The sequence below is a fragment of the Stutzerimonas kunmingensis genome (assembly GCF_021432085.1).
Classification (GTDB): Bacteria; Pseudomonadota; Gammaproteobacteria; order Pseudomonadales; family Pseudomonadaceae; genus Stutzerimonas.
Genome location: NZ_CP090366.1, coordinates 4079546 through 4098729, shown reverse-complemented (window position 1 = coordinate 4098729; position 19184 = coordinate 4079546). Strand labels below are relative to the sequence as shown.

Here is a 19184-nt window from a genome sequence, read left to right as displayed (position 1 = left end):
GGTGTTTCCCGCGGTGCGTTTTCAGGCATGTGGCTGGCGCGCGCCGCGTCGGCCTGGCTAGAGGAGGCGAAGACTGGTTACCTGTATCATCAAGGGCCCCCTAGGGCCCTTGTTTCATTTCATCCGCAGTTCGTAGCCCACGCGCGCGAGCCAGGCAGCTTCGGCCTCGAAGTCGGCCCTGGTCAACGGGTTCGCGCCCAGCCAGCCGGTCGGGAAGATCAGCTCCAGGCCCCGTTCGGTCGCCTTTAGCTGCACCTCGGAGACGGCGTTGGCACCGCGGATGTGATGGAACAGGATGGCGAAGCGCAGCAGGATGCACAGTCGCACCAGTGCATCGGCATCGACCCCGGTCTCGCCGAACTTGTCCTGAGGAATATTGCGTCGGTGGCCGCGCACCAGCAGCGCCAGCATCAGTTGATCCTGACGGGAGAAGCCGGGCAGGTCGGAATGTTCGATCAGGTAGGCGCCATGCTTGTGGTAGTGGTAGTGCGCGATATCCAGGCCCACTTCATGCACCCGTGCAGCCCAGGCGAGCAGCTCCCGGTGCCAGTCCTGATCCAGGCTCCACGCCTCGGCCACCTGGTCGAACGCCTCCAGCGCCTTGGCTTCGACTCGCGCGGCCTGTTCCATGTCGACGTGGTAGCGCTCCATCAGGAAGCTCAGCGAGCGGTCACGGATGTCCTCGTCATGGTGACGGCCTAGCAGGTCGTAGAGCACCCCTTCGCGCAGGGCGCCTTCGGAGTGGGTCATGCTGCTGATCTCCAGCGCATCGAATATCGCCTCGAGAATCGCCAGGCCCGCAGGGAACACGCCGCGACGGTCCGGTTTGATGCCGTCGATGTCTATCTTCTCCACGTCGCCGAGCTTGAACAGCTTGCGTTTGAGCCATCCCAGCCCTTCGAGGTTGACCTCGCCGTTGCCGAAGCCGCCGCTCTTGATCGCCAGGCCTACGGCTCGGATGGTGCCGGACGCGCCGATGGATTCCTGCCAGCCGAGCCGGCGCAGACCATGCTCGATGCCCATCAGCTCTACCCGCGCGGCGGTGTAGGCCTGGGCGTAGCGTGCCGGGGTGATCTTGCCGTCACGGAAGAAGCGTTGGGTGTAGCTCACGCAGCCCATCTGCAGGCTTTCGCGCAGCTGCGATTCGAACCCTTCGCCGATGATGAACTCGGTGCTGCCGCCGCCGATGTCTGCCACCAGGCGGCGGCCGGAACTGCTCGGGATGGTGTGCGACACGCCGAGGTAGATCAGGCGCGCTTCTTCGCGGCCGGAGATGACCTCGACCTGATGGTTGACGATCTCTTCGGCGCGGCGGATGAAGGTGGCGCGATTGCGCGCTTCACGCAGTGCGTTGGTGCCGACGATGCGTACGGCGCCCTGCGGCAGATGATTGACCAGCTGGGCGAAGCGACGCAGACAGTCCAGCCCACGCTGCATGGCGGCCTCGTCGAGTAGACGGTTTTCGTCGATCCCGGCAGCCAGCTGGACCTTCTCGCCGAGCCGTTCGAGGATGCGCATTTCGCCATTACTGGTGCGCGCGAGCACCATGTGAAAGCTGTTCGAGCCCAGATCCAGGGCGGCGATCATGGGAAAGGTCTCAGCGGTGTTATGGCGCATTGGGCGGTCTCGATGCAAAACTCAGACATCCTGACATGATCGCCCCCATCCGCCAACGCAGTCGTTGACGCATGGGGGCGCTGCTCGCGGGCGATCGTCGCCGACCCGAGGGTCTGCAGCTTTCGATCCGCTCACAGTAGGGCTATGATGGCGACCTTTCCGTTCCGACCCTGGAGAAAATCCATGAGCGAATACATCAACAATGTCAGCGACAGCAGTTTCGAGCAGGACGTCCTCCAGGCCGACGGTCCCGTACTGGTCGACTACTGGGCCGAGTGGTGTGGTCCGTGCAAGATGATCGCGCCGGTACTCGACGAGATCGCCAAGGACTACGAAGGCCGTCTGAAGGTTTGCAAGCTCAATATCGACGAGAACCAGGAAACCCCGCCGAAATACGGCGTGCGTGGTATCCCGACGCTGATGCTGTTCAAGAACGGCAATGTCGAGGCGACCAAGGTCGGTGCACTGTCCAAGTCGCAGCTGGCGGCGTTCCTCGACAGCAACATCTGACTTCGCCGAAGTTCCCCTCTAAAGCCCTCGCAGTCGCGGGGGCTTTTTTTATCGGCAGGGTGGACGCTTCGTCTGCACGGTGCTAAATTCGGCCTCGCGACGCATTCTTCCGTCGCCCTCTGCACGCCGTCGCCGACGCACTTCAGCCTCATAAAGCACAACGAACCTGTTCGTCTCTTGCTGCGCGGCTTCTCAAGCTAATCGCTTTCTACATCCTTCCTGACTCTCTCTATGAATCTGACTGAACTCAAGCAAAAGCCCATCACCGAACTGCTGGAAATGGCCGAACAGATGGGCATCGATAACATGGCCCGTTCGCGCAAGCAGGACGTGATTTTCTCCCTGCTCAAGAAGCACGCTAAAAGCGGCGAGGAAATCTCCGGTGATGGCGTGCTGGAGATTCTCCAGGATGGCTTCGGCTTCCTGCGCTCCGCGGATTCTTCCTACCTGGCCGGCCCGGACGATATCTACGTCTCGCCCAGCCAGATTCGCCGCTTCAACCTGCGCACCGGTGACACCATCATCGGCAAGATTCGCCCTCCGAAGGAAGGTGAGCGCTACTTCGCCCTGCTCAAGGTCGACTCGATCAACTACGATCGGCCGGAGAACGCGAAGAACAAGATCCTCTTCGAGAACCTGACCCCGCTGTTCGCCAACGAGCGCCTGAAGATGGAAGCCGGCAACGGTTCCACCGAAGACCTCACCGGTCGCGTAATCGACCTCTGTGCTCCGATCGGCAAGGGCCAGCGCGGCTTGATCGTCGCTCCGCCAAAGGCGGGCAAGACGATCATGCTGCAGAACATCGCCAGCAACATCACCCGCAACAACCCCGAGTGCCACCTGATCGTTCTGTTGATCGACGAGCGCCCGGAAGAAGTGACCGAGATGCAGCGCACCGTGCGCGGCGAAGTGGTCGCCTCCACCTTCGACGAGCCGCCAACCCGTCACGTGCAGGTTGCCGAAATGGTCATCGAGAAGGCCAAGCGCCTAGTCGAGCACAAGAAGGACGTGGTCATTCTGCTCGACTCCATCACCCGTCTGGCGCGTGCCTACAACACCGTGATCCCGAGCTCCGGCAAAGTGCTCACTGGTGGTGTCGATGCCCACGCCCTGGAGAAGCCCAAGCGTTTCTTCGGTGCCGCGCGCAACATCGAGGAAGGCGGTTCGCTGACCATTCTCGCCACCGCGCTGGTGGAGACCGGCTCGAAGATGGACGAGGTGATTTACGAGGAGTTCAAGGGCACCGGTAACCTGGAGCTGCAACTGGATCGTCGCATTGCCGAGAAGCGTGTCTTCCCGGCCATCAACATCAACCGTTCGGGTACTCGCCGCGAAGAGCTGCTGACCAGCGAGGAAGAGCTGCAGCGCATCTGGATCCTGCGCAAGCTGCTGCATCCGATGGATGAAAGCGCTGCGATTGAGTTCCTGCTCGACAAGCTCAAGGACACCAAGACCAACGACGAATTCTTCATGTCCATGAAGCGCAAGTAAGCGACTCGTCGTTGCCAACAAGGCCGGGGAAACCCGGCCTTCGTCTGTCTGCAGGTTTTGGAAAACCCGACGCGGGCGCTAAACTTTGCGCCTCGTCCCTGCCGGCCCATGCGAGGCTCAAGCATGCAGTATCGCGATCTGCGCGACTTTATCAGCGGCCTGGAAAAACGCGGTGAGCTCAAGCGCGTCACGGCTGCTGTCTCCCCGATTCTGGAAATGACCGAAATCTGTGACCGCACCCTGCGCAAGCAGGGCCCGGCACTGCTCTTCGAGAACCCGACGGGTTTCGACATGCCGGTGCTTGGCAATCTGTTCGGCACGCCGCAGCGGGTCGCCCTCGGTATGGGCGCCGAGGATGTCTCCGAACTGCGTGAGATCGGCAAGCTGCTGGCGTTTCTCAAGGAGCCGGAGCCGCCGAAGGGGTTGAAGGACGCCTGGAGCAAGCTGCCGATCTACAAGAAGGTCATCAGCATGGCGCCCAAGGTGCTCAAGGACGCGCCCTGCCAGGAAGTGATCATCGAAGGTGATGACGTCGACCTGGGGACAATCCCCGTACAGCACTGCTGGCCGGGCGACGCCGCGCCGCTGATCACCTGGGGTCTGACCATTACCAAGGGGCCGAACAAGGAGCGGCAGAATCTCGGCATCTACCGCCAGCAGGTCATCGGTCGCAACAAGGTGATCATGCGCTGGCTCAGTCATCGCGGCGGGGCGCTGGATTTCCGCGAATGGTGCGAGAAGTACCCGGATCGGCCGTACCCGGTCGCCGTGGCGCTGGGCGCGGATCCGGCAACGATTCTCGGCGCGGTGACGCCTGTGCCCGATACGCTGTCCGAATATGCCTTCGCCGGCCTGTTGCGCGGTTCGCGCACCGAGCTGGTCAAGGCGGTCGGCTCCGATCTGCAGGTGCCGGCGTACGCCGAGATCGTCCTCGAAGGGCATATCCATCCGGGCGAGATGGCCGATGAAGGGCCGTACGGCGACCACACCGGCTACTACAACGAGGTCGACCGCTTCCCGGTGTTCACCGTCGAGCGCATTACCCATCGCCGAAACCCGATCTATCACAGCACCTATACCGGGCGTCCGCCGGATGAGCCGGCGATTCTCGGCGTGGCACTGAACGAGGTGTTCGTACCGATCCTGCAGAAGCAGTTCCCGGAAATCGTCGATTTCTACCTGCCGCCGGAAGGCTGTTCCTATCGCATGGCGGTGGTGACGATGAAGAAGCAGTATCCCGGCCACGCCAAGCGGGTCATGCTCGGCGTGTGGAGCTTCCTGCGTCAGTTCATGTACACCAAGTTTGTCATCGTCACCGACGACGACATCAACGCCCGCGACTGGAACGATGTGATCTGGGCCATCACCACACGCATGGATCCCAAGCGCGACACGGTGATGATCGACAACACCCCGATCGACTACCTGGATTTCGCTTCGCCGATCTCCGGGCTGGGCTCGAAGATGGGCCTGGATGCCACCCACAAATGGCCGGGCGAGACCAACCGCGAATGGGGGCGGGTCATCGTTCAGGACCCGGCGGTGAAGCAGCGGGTTGATGAACTCTGGTCGCAGCTGGGTATCGACTGACATATCCGAAGAGGCGGGCCCGAGCCCGCCCGAAAGCCTTGGCGGGTCTTCCCGTTCACTGATAAGACGTGCACATGAAAGTTACTTTGCAGCCATCCGGTGCCGTGCTCGACGTGCGGCCCGGCGAACGATTTCTCGATGCCGCCAGGCGTCTGGGCTACGAATGCCCGCAGAGCTGTCGCAACGGCAATTGCCACATCTGCGCCTCGCTGCTGGTCGAAGGACGTGTGCGGCAGGCCGGCGAGGTACGCGATCACGGCGAGCTGCTGGCCTGCCTGGTCGAGCCACTGGAAGACTGCGTGCTGCTGTGGGATGGCGTGCTGGCGCCCGGCGAACTGCCGGTACGCGAGCTGAGCTGCCAGCTCAGTGGCTATGAAGAGGTCGGTGGCGATGTGGTGCGCTTGCGCCTACGCCTGCCGGCCGGTCGCCAGCCGCGCTATCACGCCGGTCAATATCTGTTGCTGCAACGGGAGGACGGTGAGTGGTCGGCGTTTTCCCTCGCCTCTGCTCCCGGCAGCGGCCGAGAGCTGGAGCTGCACGTGCTGGCGCGTGAGGAATCCGCGATCGAGCTGCTGGCATTCCTGCGGCGGCAGGGCTTTGCGCGGATCCAGCTGCCATTCGGCGACACGCATCTGGCAGAACTGCCGGACGGTCCCTTGGTGCTGGTTGCAGCGGGCACCGGCATGGCGCAGATGCACAGTCTGATCGAGTATTGCCGCGCAGCCGGGTTCTCGCATCCGGTGCATCTGTACTGGGGTGTTCGCCATCCCGAAGACTTCTACCAGCTGTCGCACTGGGATGAGTGGCAGGGCATGAGCAATCTGCATCTGCACCGTGTCGTCAGCGACGTCTGCGGCTGGGAAGGTCGCTGCGGCATGCTGCACGAAGCGATTCGCGAGGATTTCAACGATCTCAAACCGTTGCATATCTATGCCAGCGGCTCGCCGTCGATGGTCTATGGCACGCTGGATGCGTTGGTGGAGGCGGGGATGGACCCGCATCAGATGCGCGCTGACGTGTTTGCCTACGCGCCGCGGGAAAGCTGATTCGGTTTGCTGCGCCAGAATGAAAAACGCCGGGTCGAAAGCCCGGCGTTTTTCGTTCAGCGCGTCTGCCGCTGTTGCAACAGCAGGTTCTTGTAGCCGCTGGCGGCCAGCGTCTTTTGTGCAGCATTCAGTTGCTCGCGGCTGCCGAAGGGTCCGACCAGCACGCGATACCAAGGCTCATCACGCACCTTGACGCTTTCCACGCGCACGTCCTGACCAAGCAGGATGATCTGCGCGCGTACCCGATCAGCCTCCGCCTGCTGGCGGAACGAGCCGGCCTGCAGAAAGAACTGGGTAACCGGTGCCTTGGCCACTGTGGGCGGCGGCGGTGGTACCTGGCCATTGAGTGCGGCCTGCGCGCGGGCTTCGTCGATCTTCGCTGCTTCCTCTGGCGTTACCGGCTTGGCCGGCGGTTCCGGCTGCTTGGCTTCCGGCGGCAGAATCACTTCCGACTCCGGTAGCAGCGTATAGAAGTCGTACTTCGGCTTGGCCGCCTGCTCGCTGGCTGGCGTGCGCTTGGGCTGCTCCTTGATCGCGGTCTTGGGTGCGTCCTTGTTGCGCTTGACCTCCTCGCCACCCGGCTCGAGGCTCATCAGAAACATGATGAAACCGCCGATGACCAGGCCACAGACCAGCCAGATCCAGCCTGGTACGGCCTGTTTGGCGGGCGCCTGATAGCGGCTCGCGCCTCGTTTGGGCGCGGCTTTCTTCCTTGCAGCCACTTACATGCGCTCCAGAGTTTCCAGGCCGAGAAGTTCCAGGCCCTGCTTGAGGGTCTTGCCGGTCAGGGCAGCGAGGCGAAGTCGACTCTGCTTCTGCTCTGGCTGTTCGGCGCTGAGGATCGGGCAGTGCTCGTAGAAACTGGAGAACAGCCCGGCCAGATCGTACAGGTAAGCGCACAGCAAGTGCGGTTCGCCTTTCTCGCCGACGCTGTTCAGCACTTCGCCGAACTGGGCGAGCTTGGCGGCGAGCGCCAGTTCCTGCTCAGCCTCGAGCTGAATCTGCCCGGTGATCTCATCGATGCCTTGACCCAGCTTGCGGAAAACGCTGGCCACGCGGGTGTAGGCATAGAGCAGGTAGGGCGCGGTGTTGCCTTCGAAGCTCAGCATCAGTTCGAAGTTGAAGCGATAGTCGCTGGTGCGGTGCTTGGACAGGTCGGCATATTTGACGGCGCTGATACCCACCGCGCGGGCGATCTGGCGCAGCTCGGCTTCATCGAGGTCCGGATTCTTGCCCTTGACCAGGGCATAGGCGCGCTGCTCGGCTTCGTCGAGCAGATCGATCAGCTTTACCGTGCCGCCGTCGCGGGTCTTGAACGGGCGGCCGTCGGCGCCGTTCATGGTGCCGAAGCCCATGTGCTCAAGCTGCATGCCGGCATGGACGAAGCCGGCGCGACGCGCCACTTCGAAAGCCATCTGGAAATGCAGGGCCTGGCGCTGATCGACGAAATACAGCGCGCGATCGGCATGCAGGACCTGGCTGCGGTAACGCATGGCCGCCAGGTCGGTGGTGGCGTAGAGGTAGCCGCCGCCGGCCTTCTGCACGATCACCGGGAGCGGATTGCCTTCGGCGTTCTTGAATTCGTCGAGGAAGACGCACTGCGCGCCGTTGTCCTCGGTGAGCAGACCTTTACTGCGTAGGGCTTCGACGATATCTGCAAGCTCGGCGTTGTAGGCGCTCTCACCCTTGACGTCGGCCGGGGTCAGCTTGACGTTGAGGCGGTCGTAGATCTTCTGGCAGTGCGACAGGGAAATATCGTTGAAGCGCGTCCACAGGCTCAGGCACTGTGCGTCCCCGGCTTGAAGCTTTACCACCAGTTCGCGGGCGCGGTCGGCGAACTCGGCGGACTCGTCGAAGCGCTGTTTCGCTGCGCGATAGAACTGCTCCAGGTCGGACAGCTCGCTTTCCGCCGCCGCCGGTTTCTCCTCGAGGTAAGCCAGCAGCATGCCGAACTGGGTGCCCCAGTCGCCGACGTGGTTCTGCCGGATCACCTCGTCGCCGAGGTACTCGAGCACACGACCGACGGCGTCACCAATAATGGTCGAGCGCAGGTGGCCAACATGCATCTCTTTCGCCAGGTTCGGCGATGACAGGTCGATCACCACGCGCTGGGGCGCCGACGCCTTGCGCACTGCCAGCTGTGGATCGGCCAGGGCCGCTTCGAGGCGCTCGGCCAGTGCGTCGCTGTTCTGGAAGAAGTTCAGAAAGCCTGGTCCGGCGATTTCCACCTTGCTGATCTGTGCGTCCTGCGGCAGCGCGGCGATCAGCTTCTCGGCCAGGTCGCGCGGCTTCAGCCCGGCCGGTTTGGCCAGCATCATGGCGATGTTGCTGGCGAAATCGCCGTGGCTTTTGTCCCTGGTGTTTTCCACCTGAATCGCGGGGGTCAGCCCTTCAGGCAGAACGCCTTCGGCGGTCAGGCGGACGAGGGCTTGCTGGATCAGGTGGCGAATGCTGTCTTTCATGGTCGGCTCAGTCCGCAAGTGTGCGCGAAAACCCGGCATTATCGGGTCGCGATGGGTATCGCTTCAAGATGCGTGGCGCGCAGGGCGGCAAAAGTCCGGGTTTCGATCAGGCGATCAGAACAGATCGATCGGGTCGACATCCAGGCTCCAGCGCACGGCGCGACCGCCGGGCAGTTGTTCGAGCATCGGGACCCAGGCGTCCATCAGCCGGTGCAGGGTCGCCCGCGCGTTGCCCTGAAGCAGTAATTGCGCCCTGTAGCGGCCGGCACGCCGTTCCATCGGTGCGGGAACCGGTCCGAGCAGGTCGACGCCGTTGAGCTGCAGCTGGTCGAGCAACTGTTCGGCGAGGTTGCAGGCGTCGTCGAGGAAGGTTTCGGCCTGGCCGGGCTTCTGTGCCTCGGCGCGCAGCAGCGCCAGGTGGCTGAACGGCGGCAGGCCGGCCGCGCGGCGCTCGGACAGGGCCTGCTCGGCGAAGGCGAAATAACCCTGTTCGGTCAGCTGCACCAGCAGCGGATGGTCGGCCAGATGCGTCTGGATGATGACCTTGCCAGGCTCCTCTGCGCGCCCGGCGCGCCCGGCGACCTGGACAATCAGCTGGGCCATGCGCTCGCTGGCGCGGAAGTCGGCTGAGAACAGCCCGCCGTCGGCATCGAGAATCGCCACCAGCGTGACGCGCGGAAAATGGTGACCCTTGGCGAGCATCTGCGTGCCGACCAGCAGGCAGGGTTCGCCGCGGTTGATGGTGCCGATCATCTGCTCCATCGCGCCCTTGCGCGAGGTGCTGTCGCGGTCGATACGCAGCACCGGATAGTCGGGAAAGAGGATGCCCAGGCGCTCCTCGGCGCGCTCCGTTCCGGCGCCAACCGGGCGCAGATCCACCTTGCCGCAGTCCGGACAGTTGCGCGGCGGCCGCTCGACGTGCCCGCAGTGGTGGCAGCGCAGTTCATTGTGACGTTGATGCAGGGTCATCCGCGCGTCGCAGCGTGGGCACTGGCTGAGCCAGCCGCAGTCATGGCAGAGCAGGGTGGGGGCGAAGCCACGTCGGTTGAGGTAGACCAAAACCTGATGGCCGGCGCCGAGGGTCTGGCCGATGGCCTGTTGCAGCGGGCCGGATATGCCGGCGTCCAGCGGGCGACTCTTGACATCCAGGCGCAGGAAGCGCGGCGACTGCGCATTGCCGGCCCGTTGCGTCAGTTTGAGCAGCGCATAGCGGCCGCTGTGGGCGTTGTGCAGGCTTTCCAGCGAGGGCGTGGCCGAACCGAGCACAATCGGCAGGTTCTCCTGGCGCGCGCGCAGCAGGGCCAGATCGCGGGCGTGGTAGCGCAAGCCTTCCTGCTGTTTATAAGAGGCGTCGTGCTCCTCGTCGATGATGATCAGGCCGGGATTCTTCATCGGCGTGAACAGGGCCGAACGGGTACCGATGATGATGTCCGCCTCGCCATCGCGGGCGGCGAGCCAGGCATCGAGTCGCTCACGATCGTTGACGTTGGAGTGCAGCAGCGCGATCCGGGCGTTGAAGCGCTGTTCGAAGCGGGCGAGCGTCTGTGGCCCCAGGTTGATCTCGGGGATCAGCACCAGCGCCTGCTTGCCGGCTTCCAGTACGCGATGAATCAGTTGCAGGTAGACCTCGGTCTTGCCGCTGCCGGTCACCCCCGCCAGCAGGAACGCCTGAAATCCTCCGAGGCCCGCGCTCACCGCCTCGAAGGCCGCGCGTTGCTGTGTATTCAAGGTGAGTTCGGCCTGTAGCAGCCAGCCGCCACTGTGCCCGCGCGTCGGCCTGCTGCGGCGGGATTCGATACGCACCAGGCCCTTTTCCAGCAGCAGGTCGAGGCTGTCCTTGTTCAGCTGCAGTTTGCTGAGCAGCGCATGTGGCAAGCCGTGAGCGTGCTGGGCGATGGCCTTCAGCGCTTCGCGCTGCCTGGGTGCACGAACCAATCGCGGATCGTCAGGGCTCGCGTCTTCGGCTACGTGCCAGTAGCGCTCTTGTCGCGCTTCAGCGGGTTCGCCCTGACGCAGCAGTACCGGCAGTGCCCAGCTGAGGGTGTCGCCAAGGCTGTGCTGATAATACTGCGCGGTCCACAGGCAAAGCTTGAATAGCGGGGCGGGCAGGGGTGGTTTGCTATCCAGCAGTTCCAGGGCCGGCTTGAGCTTTTCCGCCGGCACTTCGCTGTGGTCGCTCAGCTCGACCAGAATGCCGACCACTTCGCGTCGACCGAATGGCACGCGCAGGCGTACGCCTGGTTGAAGAGCGGCGGGTGACACGCCAGCCGGCGGCAGGTAATCGAACAGGCGACGCAGGGGGGAGGGCAGCGCCAGGCGGAGGATGCTGGAAGACACTCGATGATCCTTGGTGATGTGCGGCGATGGTAAACGATGACGCGATTCGGCGTCGTCGCGAGCGCGCCAGCGGCTCAGCGCGTCTGTCGCCCGCGCTTGCATCACCCTAGCGCTCTGGTATGATTCGCGCCCTACTTCGTGCGGTACTCGACATAGGGTCGGGTGGCGGCACACAATCCTAGAGGATTCACCATGAAAGCCGATATCCATCCTAATTACGTCGAAATCGAGGCCACCTGCAGCTGTGGCAACGTCATCAAGACCCGCTCCACGCTGGGCAAGAACCTGAGCCTCGACGTGTGCTCCGAGTGCCACCCGTTCTACACCGGCAAGCAGAAGGTGCTGGATACCGGCGGCCGTATCGATCGCTTCAAGCAACGTTTCGGTGTGTTCGGCGCCAAGTAAGCTGGCGTACCGGGAATCCAATGGGGTTTTCCGAGCACATGAAAAAGGCGTCCCTGGTGGGCGCCTTTTTCGTTTCCGTCTTCTGGCAAATTCAAGCGCTTGCCTTCTGCCCGTCGCCGGGGCGCTTGTCGACGCTGGAAGTGGCCCAAGTCGTTGACGGCGATACGCTGCGTCTGGTCGATGGTCGCAGCGTGCGGCTGATCGGCATCAACACTCCGGAGCTGGGGCGTGACGGGCGCAAGGCCGAGCCTTTCGCGCTGGCCGCACGGCGCCGACTGCAGGCATTGGTGCATGCCAGTGACGGGCGGGTCGGTCTGGTCCTGGGCCAGGAGCGGCAGGATCGCTATGGGCGCACGCTGGCCCATGCTTATGACGCGCAGGGACGTAATCTCGAGGCCGTGCTGCTTGCCGATGGCCTTGGCTTCATGGTCGCGGTGGCGCCGAATACACGGATGGTGGCCTGTCAGCAGCGGGCCGAGCAGCAGGCGCGGCAAAACGGTCTGGGTGTCTGGCGCGAGCTGAAGCCCGGCTCGCCGCAATCGTTGAGGCGTGGTGGCTTCGCGCTGCTCGAAGGCAGGGTCGAGCGGGTCGAGCGCAATCGCGGCGGCTATTGGCTCGAAATGGATGGTCCGCTGGTGGTGAACATACCGCCGCAGGCGCTTGACGCATTCGATGTCCGGACAATGACTGTGCTTGCCGGGAAGCGACTCGAGCTCAGGGGCTGGGTAGTCGACCGCCGCGGACGGGTGGGGGCCGGGCAAGCCCGCTGGATGCTGCGCGTCACCCATCCGGCGATGCTGGGGTTGTCGCGCTGATCGGCTGTTCGTACCGGCGCGTGAATCTACCCGGAAAGTCGTAGCGGCTTGGGCTTGACAGTCAGCCGGCCCGCTGGCTTGTGAGTGCGCTTGTTCTTGGCGTATGCTCGACCGCCTGTCTGTCCCAGTAAAATAAGCGGAAATGCCACATGACTGACCTGAAAACTGCCGCGCTCGAATACCATGCCCAGCCCCGCCCAGGGAAATTGAGCGTCGAGCTGACCAAGCCCACCGCCACTGCTCGTGATCTTTCCCTGGCCTACAGCCCGGGTGTAGCTGAGCCTGTGCGCGAGATCGCTCGCGATGCGGAACTGGCTTACCGCTACACTGGCAAAGGCAACCTGGTGGCTGTTATCTCCGACGGCACCGCTATTCTCGGCTTGGGCAACCTTGGCCCGCTGGCTTCCAAGCCGGTGATGGAAGGCAAGGGCGTGCTGTTCAAGCGTTTCGCTGGCGTCGATGTATTCGACATTGAAGTCGATGCGGAAAGCCCGCAGGCCTTCATTGATACCGTCAAGCGCATCTCGATCACCTTTGGTGGCATCAATCTGGAAGATATCAAGGCGCCGGAGTGCTTCGAGATCGAGCGGGCGCTGATCGAGCAGTGCGATATCCCGGTTTTCCATGACGACCAGCATGGCACCGCCATCGTGACGGCTGCCGGCATGCTCAATGCGCTGGAAATCGCCGGCAAGACTCTCGAGCAGGCCAAGATCGTCTGCCTCGGTGCTGGGGCTGCCGCAACCTCGTGCATGAAGCTCCTGGTCAGCATGGGTGCGAAAATCGAGAACATCTTCATGATCGATCGCAAGGGCGTCATCCACGCCGGCCGTGACGATCTGAACCAGTACAAGGCTGTGTTCGCCCATGAAACCGACAAGCGCACTCTGGACGATGCGCTCGAAGGTGCCGACGTTTTCGTCGGCCTGTCAGGCGCCAACCTGCTGAGTCCGGAAGGTCTCAAGCGCATGGCGGCCAATCCGGTCGTCTTCGCCTGTTCTAATCCTGATCCGGAGATCAGCCCGGAGCTGGCGCATGCGACGCGTTCGGACGTGATCATGGCAACTGGTCGCTCGGACTACCCGAACCAGGTCAACAACGTATTGGGCTTCCCGTTCATCTTCCGTGGCGCGCTGGATGTTCGCGCCAAGCGCATTAACGAGGAGATGAAGATCGCGGCCGCCATTGCGCTGCGCGATCTCGCCAAGTTGCCGGTGCCGGCTGAAGTGGCTGCTGCGTACGGTGTGGATAGTCTGGAATTCGGCCGCGAGTACATCATTCCGAAGCCAATGGATCCGCGTCTGATCACGTTGGTGTCTGATGCCGTGGCCAAGGCAGCCATCGAAAGTGGCGTGGCGACATTGCCTTACCCGTCGCATTATCCGCTGCAGTCGGTTAACGACGTTTTCAACGGCTGACCGCGCTGAAAAAACAAACCCCGCCAAGGCGGGGTTTTTTGTTGGCTGGCGAAAATCGGTCGATCAGAACAGATCCAGCGGGGCGGCTTCATCGGCCGGAAGAGGGCTTCCAGGTGCCTGGGTTCCAGAGTCGAATTCACCCATGGGGGGCGGCGAATCCTCGCTCTTGAAGACCTCGAAATAGGCGTCAGGCGTGCTGGGTGTGGCAGAGCGACCGCTGACCGGATCGATGCGCAGCTTGAGCAGCCCGTCCGGCTCCGCTGGCGGGTGCTCGGGCATGTCCTTTAGCACTGCGCTCATGTAGCTCATCCAGATCGGCAGAGCGACCGTGCCGCCATATTCGTTGCGCCCCAGGCTTTGTGGCTGGTCGAAGCCCGCCCATACCGTGGTTACGATGTCGGCGTTATAGCCGGAGAACCAGCTGTCGATGGAGTCGTTGGTGGTGCCGGTTTTGCCTGCGATGTCACCGCGCCCCATGGCCAGCGCACGTCGCCCTGTGCCGCGCTTGATAACGTCCTGCAGCATGCTGGTCATGATGTAGGCGGTACGTTCATCGAGTACCTGCTCGGCAAGGCGTGGTTCGGCGTCGAGTGCCTCGCCGTCATTCAGGTCTCTAGTGTCAGGCGCTGCGTAAGCCTCGGCCTCTGTTTCCTCAGTCTCGGTATTCCGCGATGGCACGCGTGCCGGGTTGGCCTCGAAGAGCAGCTTGCCTTCACGGTCTTCTATGCGCTGGATCAGGTATGGCTCGATCTTGTACCCGCCGTTTGCAAAGGTCGTCCAGCCGGTGGCGATCTCCATAGGTGTAAGCGTCGCCGTACCCAATGCCAGAGATAGGTTGCGCGGCAGGTCCTGCGGATTGAAACCGAAGCGGCTGATGTAATCGACCGTGTGGTCGATGCCCATTGTCTGCAGCAGACGAATCGAAACCAGATTCCTCGATTTGTACAGCGCCTCGCGCATGCGGATCGGCCCGAGGAACGTATTGTTGTCGTTCTTCGGGCGCCAGATGCGGTCCATGCCCTGTTCGACAAAGACGATGGGGGAATCGTTGACCAGGCTCGCGGCGGTGTAGCCCGCGTCCAGCGCTGCGCTGTAAATGAACGGTTTGAAGCTCGACCCGGGTTGGCGCTTGGCCTGGATGGCGCGGTTGTAGTTGCTCTGGCCAAACGAGAAACCGCCTGCGAGCGCTTCGATCGAACCATCCTGGGGGTCGAGTGAAACCAGTGCCGCCTGCGCCTGCGGCACCTGGCTGAATACGGCTGTTTCATCGTCCTGCCAGCGAATGCGGACCACGTCGCCTAGCTTGACCACGTCGGCTGGGCGCTGCGGCCTTGGCCCCATGCTGTTGATGCCGAGGTAGGGACGGGCCCACTTCATGCTGTCCCAAGCTACTGCGTGCTCGTTTCCGTCGCGCGTCAGCACCAGAATCCCGCTGGTCTCTACCTGCGTGACGACGGCCGGCTGCAGCCCGGAAAGGCTTCGGTACTTGGTCAGCTCGCTGGGCCAGCTATCGCGCGGCAGTTCTGCGAGGCGCGCTTCCGGTCCGCGGTAGCCGTGCCGCTGGTCGTATTCAATCAGTCCATTGTCGAGTGCGAGGTTGGCAGCAAGCTGCCGCTCGCTGGACACCGTGGTCTTTACCCGGAAGCCATCCGTGTAGGCGGCGCTGCCGAAGCGGCCCACCATCTCGGCGCGCGCCATCTCCGCGATGTAGGCGGCATCCAGCTCGGGGGCTGCGCCGTGGTACCGAGCGGTCTCAGGTTCGGCGAGTGCTTGCCGATAGCTAGTTTCATCCAGTGAGCCAAGTCTGTGCATGCGGCCCAGGATCCAGTCGCGTCGCTCTTTGCTGCGGGTCGGATTAACCAATGGATTGAATGCAGAAGGTGCCTTCGGCAGGCCGGCGATCATCGCCAGCTGTGCGACGCTAAGCTCCGAAATGGGCTTGCCGTAATACACCTGAGAAGCCGCCTCGATTCCATAGGCACGATTGCCAAGGTAGATCTTGTTGACGTACAGCTCGAGGATTTCGTTCTTGCTGAGCTCTCGCTCTATCTGCAATGCCAGCAGTATCTCGTTGATCTTGCGCGAGAAACTCCGCTCACTGGTAAGGAAGTAATTCTTTGCCACCTGCATGGTAATGGTGCTGCCGCCGGTCTGAATCTGCCCACTTTTCAATAATTGCGTGGCAGCGCGCATCAGGCCGGTTATGTCGACGCCATAATGATTAGCGAAATTGTCGTCCTCGGCAGCCAGCAGTGCGTGGATGAATTCCTCAGGGATGTCCTTGAAGTGGATCGGTGAGCGTCGCATTTCCCCGAACTCGGCGATCAGCTTGTCATCCGCGCTATAAACCCGCAGCGGAATTTGAAGCTGTATGCTCCGCAGGGAATCGACGGAGGGGAGGTTGGGGCTGAGGTAGAGAAATGCGCCGCTGATGCTCAGCAAGAGTGCGCAAAAGACTGCGAAGCACGACCAGAGAAAAAATTTCAAAAAACGCATCAGGGTTCTTGGAATCCAGGATTTGGGGGAGGAAGACTGCGGCGATGCTGAAAGGGAAAACCGTTCACATTATATGCGGTTTTTTTGCCGGGTAGCCATTTGCGCTTCTGTCAAGGCTGTTATCTAATGTGGATAAACATAATTAATCCGTAAGTTGCGGATAAAGATAGGAAATCGGTCGTGCTAGGGCTCTTCACTAAGAAAGCGAACACGCTGCTTGGGATCGATATCAGTTCGACCTCAGTCAAGCTCCTCGAATTAAGTCGATCAGGTAGTCGCTACCGCGTCGAGGCGTATGCTGTCGAGCCGCTCCCGGCAAACGCCGTAGTTGAAAAGAACATCGCCGAGCTCGAGGGCGTCGGCCAGGCATTGCAGCGGGTGGTTGCCAAGGCCAAGACCGGATGCAAGTCGGCGGTAGTGGCTGTTTCAGGCTCCGCGGTAATCACCAAGATCATCGAGATGGATGCTGGTTTGTCCGACGAAGAACTCGAGAATCAGCTGAAGATCGAGGCGGACCAGTACATTCCCTATCCGCTGGAAGAAGTGGCGATCGACTTCGAAGTCCAGGGGCCGGCTCCTCGCTCTCCTGGCCGAGCAGAAGTCCTGCTCGCCGCTTGCCGCAAGGAAAACGTCGAAATTCGTGAGGCAGCGCTTGCGCTGGCGGGACTCACTGCCAAGGTGGTTGACGTCGAAGCCTATGCGCTTGAGCGGTCTTACGGGCTACTTGCTCCACAGTTGGGTGCGGCGCATGGAGAGTTGACCGTTGCCGTGGTGGATATCGGTGCCACCATGACTACCCTTAGTGTTCTGCATAACGGTCGTACTATTTATACCCGTGAACAGCTTTTCGGCGGGCGTCAGCTGACGGAGGAAATTCAGCGACGCTACGGCCTCTCACAAGAAGAAGCTGGTCTAGCCAAAAAGCAAGGCGGCCTCCCAGACGACTACGACAGTGAGGTTTTGCTTCCGTTCAAAGAGGCAGTTGTGCAGCAGGTTTCTCGCTCGTTGCAGTTCTTCTTTGCGGCAGGACAGTTCCATGATGTCGACTGCATCCTGTTAGCGGGCGGGACGGCATCGATACCTGGGTTGGATCACATGATTCAGCAGAAGATCGGTACTCAGACTCTAGTTGCGAATCCATTCGCCGATATGGCTTTGAGCAGCAAAGTGAATGCTGGAGCGCTGGCTAGCGATGCGCCGGCCTTGATGATTGCTTGTGGCCTGGCGCTGAGGAGCTTCGACTAATGGCGCAAATCAACTTACTTCCGTGGCGTGAACAGCTGCGTGAAGAACGAAAGCAGCGTTTCCTAGCGTCTCTGGTCGGTGTGCTGGTCATAGCGGCTGGTCTGGTCTTTCTTGGAGATCGTTATTTCCAAGCTGCGATTGAGCAGCAGAGTGCGCGCAACGAGTTTGTCAAAAAGGAGATTGCGGTTCTTGATGCTCGTATTAAAGAAATCAAGGAATTGAAAGAGCGTCGTCAGCAACTACTGGAGCGAATGAAAATCATCCAGGACTTGCAAGGTAATCGACCTATTATCGGGCGAGTTTTTGATCAGCTTGTAAGAACTCTGCCGGATGGAGTGTATTTCACTTCGGTAAAAATGACCGGAAAGAACATTGCGATCATTGGTGCTGCCGAATCGAACAATCGTGTCTCCAACCTTATGCGCAATCTTGATGCCTCTGACTGGCTCGAAGCGCCGAATCTGAACGAGGTGAAAGCCGTCACCGCCGGTGCCGTGGATCAGGAAAATGTGTTCCAGCTGACGGTTCAGCAAACGCAGCCGGTTGCCGCTACGGAAGGAGCAAAGCCATGAGTCTGGCTGAATCGTTAGATAGTTTTCGCAAGATAGACTTCGCTGATCTCGATCTTAATAACCTCGGTTCTTGGCCTGCGCCGGTCAAGTTCATTGCTGGCGTTATGCTTCTCGCAGCGGTGCTTGCTATAGGTTATTACTTTCATTTGCAGGATATGCAACTGCAATTGGAGCAGCAGCGCGCTCAGGAAGAAACCTTGAAGCAGCAGTTCTCGACCAAAGCCTTCCAGGCCGCCAATTTGGAAGCTTATAAAGCGCAAATGGCCGAGATGGAAACGTCGTTTGGTGCGTTATTGCGGCAACTGCCAAGCGATACCGAGGTCCCTGGGCTTCTGGAAGATATCACTCGAACGGGTCTCGGTAGTGGGCTGGAGTTCGAGGAAATCAAGTTGCAGCCAGAGGTGGCTCAGCAGTTTTATATCGAGTTGCCTATAAATATTAAGGTCGTTGGGGGGTATCACGATCTGGCAACTTTCGTGAGTGGTGTGGCAAGCCTTCCGCGTATCGTCACGCTACATGATTTCGAGATCAAGACTGAAAAGAACGAAGCTACATCAAAATTGCGTATGAACATCGTCGCTAAGACTTATCGTTATAACGACAAGGGGCTGCAGAAATGAATCGCGCGAGACTTACTGCGTTGGGCTTAAGTCTGGTTGCGCTGACTGGCTGCGGCAGCAGCAACGACTTCGGCGATCTGCAGCAATATATGAATGAGGTCAGGGCGAAGCCGAAAGGGACAATTGAGCCGCTACCAGCATTCATTCCCTACGAAGCCTTTACCTATAGCGCTGCCGCCCTGCGACACCCGTTTCAGCCTCCCGTCAAGCTTGATTTAACCCAGCGGCAAAAGGGCTCAAAAGATATCCAGCCCGATGAGTCGCGAGTTAAGCAGTTTCTTGAGGGGTTCAATATCGAGAACTTCACGATGGTAGGCACGTTAGCCAATGGTGGGGGGCGGTACGCCTTGATCAAGGGCGGCGACGGGGTTCATCGCGTCAAGATTGGTGACTATTTGGGGCGCAACCATGGCCGTATCGTCGAGATCAGCGATGCGGGAGTGGATGTAGTGGAAATCGTACCTGATGGAGAGGGTGGGTGGCTCGAGCGCCCGCGCAGTCTGACCTTGAAAGAGCGCACCTAGCGCGGGGCAAAAGCATGGAAAACCTTTACCGGTCTG

16 protein-coding genes are annotated in these 19184 nt (G+C 61.1%); 11 read left to right on the top strand and 5 right to left on the bottom strand.

The genetic code is table 11. From position 1 onward, the window contains the following. Positions 1-114: 114 nt before the first annotated feature. On the bottom strand, positions 115-1617 hold the full coding sequence (ppx, locus tag LW136_RS19530; protein WP_014821733.1) for an exopolyphosphatase: 1503 nt from the start codon (positions 1615-1617) through the stop codon (positions 115-117). A 183-nt stretch (positions 1618-1800) separates the two neighbouring features. On the opposite strand from ppx, the gene trxA reads away from it, so the two are divergent. From trxA to LW136_RS19510, 4 genes are all read left to right on the top strand, one after another. Continuing rightward, positions 1801-2127: a thioredoxin TrxA gene (trxA, locus tag LW136_RS19525; protein ID WP_003283463.1), complete on the top strand. Its 327-nt coding sequence runs from the start codon at positions 1801-1803 to the stop codon at positions 2125-2127. Between the two features lie 231 nt (positions 2128-2358). Continuing rightward, positions 2359-3618 carry a transcription termination factor Rho gene (gene rho, locus LW136_RS19520; RefSeq protein WP_014821732.1) on the top strand — a complete coding sequence of 420 codons (1260 nt, stop codon included), beginning with the start codon at positions 2359-2361 and terminating at the stop codon, positions 3616-3618. Between the two features lie 123 nt (positions 3619-3741). Continuing rightward, positions 3742-5208, top strand: coding sequence for a 4-hydroxy-3-polyprenylbenzoate decarboxylase (gene ubiD, locus LW136_RS19515; protein ID WP_234173725.1), 1467 nt, complete (start codon positions 3742-3744; stop codon positions 5206-5208). Between the two features lie 74 nt (positions 5209-5282). After that, the gene (locus LW136_RS19510) at positions 5283-6254 is read left to right on the top strand and encodes a CDP-6-deoxy-delta-3,4-glucoseen reductase (protein ID WP_234173723.1); all 972 of its coding nucleotides are present in this window, start codon (positions 5283-5285) and stop codon (positions 6252-6254) included. Positions 6255-6310: 56 nt separating this feature from the next. Here the strand turns inward: LW136_RS19510 and LW136_RS19505 are convergent, their stop codons facing one another. The 3 genes from LW136_RS19505 to LW136_RS19495 form a co-directional block, all read right to left on the bottom strand. After that, complete coding sequence (locus tag LW136_RS19505) at positions 6311-6976, bottom strand: SPOR domain-containing protein (protein ID WP_234173721.1); 666 nt, start codon at positions 6974-6976, stop codon at positions 6311-6313. After that, on the bottom strand, positions 6977-8716 hold the full coding sequence (gene argS / locus LW136_RS19500; protein ID WP_234173720.1) for an arginine--tRNA ligase: 1740 nt from the start codon (positions 8714-8716) through the stop codon (positions 6977-6979). 114 nt (positions 8717-8830) lie between these two features. Further along, positions 8831-11053: a primosomal protein N' gene (locus LW136_RS19495; protein WP_234173718.1), complete on the bottom strand. Its 2223-nt coding sequence runs from the start codon at positions 11051-11053 to the stop codon at positions 8831-8833. Between the two features lie 192 nt (positions 11054-11245). Here LW136_RS19495 and rpmE point away from each other — a divergent pair, with 192 nt between their 5' ends. The 3 genes from rpmE (at position 11246) to LW136_RS19480 (ending at position 13691) form a co-directional block, all read left to right on the top strand. Next, entirely contained in the window at positions 11246-11458 is a 213-nt protein-coding gene (gene rpmE / locus LW136_RS19490; protein ID WP_014821726.1) for a 50S ribosomal protein L31, read from the top strand. Positions 11459-11478: 20 nt separating this feature from the next. Beyond that, positions 11479-12273 (top strand): thermonuclease family protein, encoded by a 795-nt coding sequence (locus tag LW136_RS19485; protein ID WP_234173715.1) that lies wholly within the window; start codon positions 11479-11481, stop codon positions 12271-12273. Positions 12274-12422: 149 nt separating this feature from the next. Further along, complete coding sequence (locus tag LW136_RS19480) at positions 12423-13691, top strand: malic enzyme-like NAD(P)-binding protein (protein ID WP_014821724.1); 1269 nt, start codon at positions 12423-12425, stop codon at positions 13689-13691. Positions 13692-13754: 63 nt separating this feature from the next. Here the strand turns inward: LW136_RS19480 and LW136_RS19475 are convergent, their stop codons facing one another. Beyond that, a complete protein-coding gene (locus tag LW136_RS19475) occupies positions 13755-16187 on the bottom strand; it encodes a penicillin-binding protein 1A (protein WP_234173712.1) in 2433 nt (810 codons plus the stop codon). Between the two features lie 180 nt (positions 16188-16367). On the opposite strand from LW136_RS19475, the gene LW136_RS19470 reads away from it, so the two are divergent. From LW136_RS19470 to pilP, 4 genes are read left to right on the top strand one after another with little or no spacing between them, the layout of a single operon-like run. Next, positions 16368-17432: a pilus assembly protein PilM gene (locus LW136_RS19470; RefSeq protein ID WP_023446117.1), complete on the top strand. Its 1065-nt coding sequence runs from the start codon at positions 16368-16370 to the stop codon at positions 17430-17432. After that, a complete protein-coding gene (gene pilN, locus LW136_RS19465; protein WP_014821721.1) occupies positions 17432-18004 on the top strand; it encodes a type 4a pilus biogenesis protein PilN in 573 nt (190 codons plus the stop codon). The genes LW136_RS19470 and pilN overlap by 1 nt, the downstream gene beginning before the upstream one ends. Then, positions 18001-18624, top strand: coding sequence for a type 4a pilus biogenesis protein PilO (pilO, locus tag LW136_RS19460; protein WP_046618307.1), 624 nt, complete (start codon positions 18001-18003; stop codon positions 18622-18624). The genes pilN and pilO overlap by 4 nt, the downstream gene beginning before the upstream one ends. Next, a complete protein-coding gene (pilP, locus tag LW136_RS19455) occupies positions 18621-19148 on the top strand; it encodes a type 4a pilus biogenesis lipoprotein PilP (RefSeq protein WP_003301042.1) in 528 nt (175 codons plus the stop codon). The genes pilO and pilP overlap by 4 nt, the downstream gene beginning before the upstream one ends. The last annotated feature ends 36 nt before the right edge of the window (positions 19149-19184 follow it).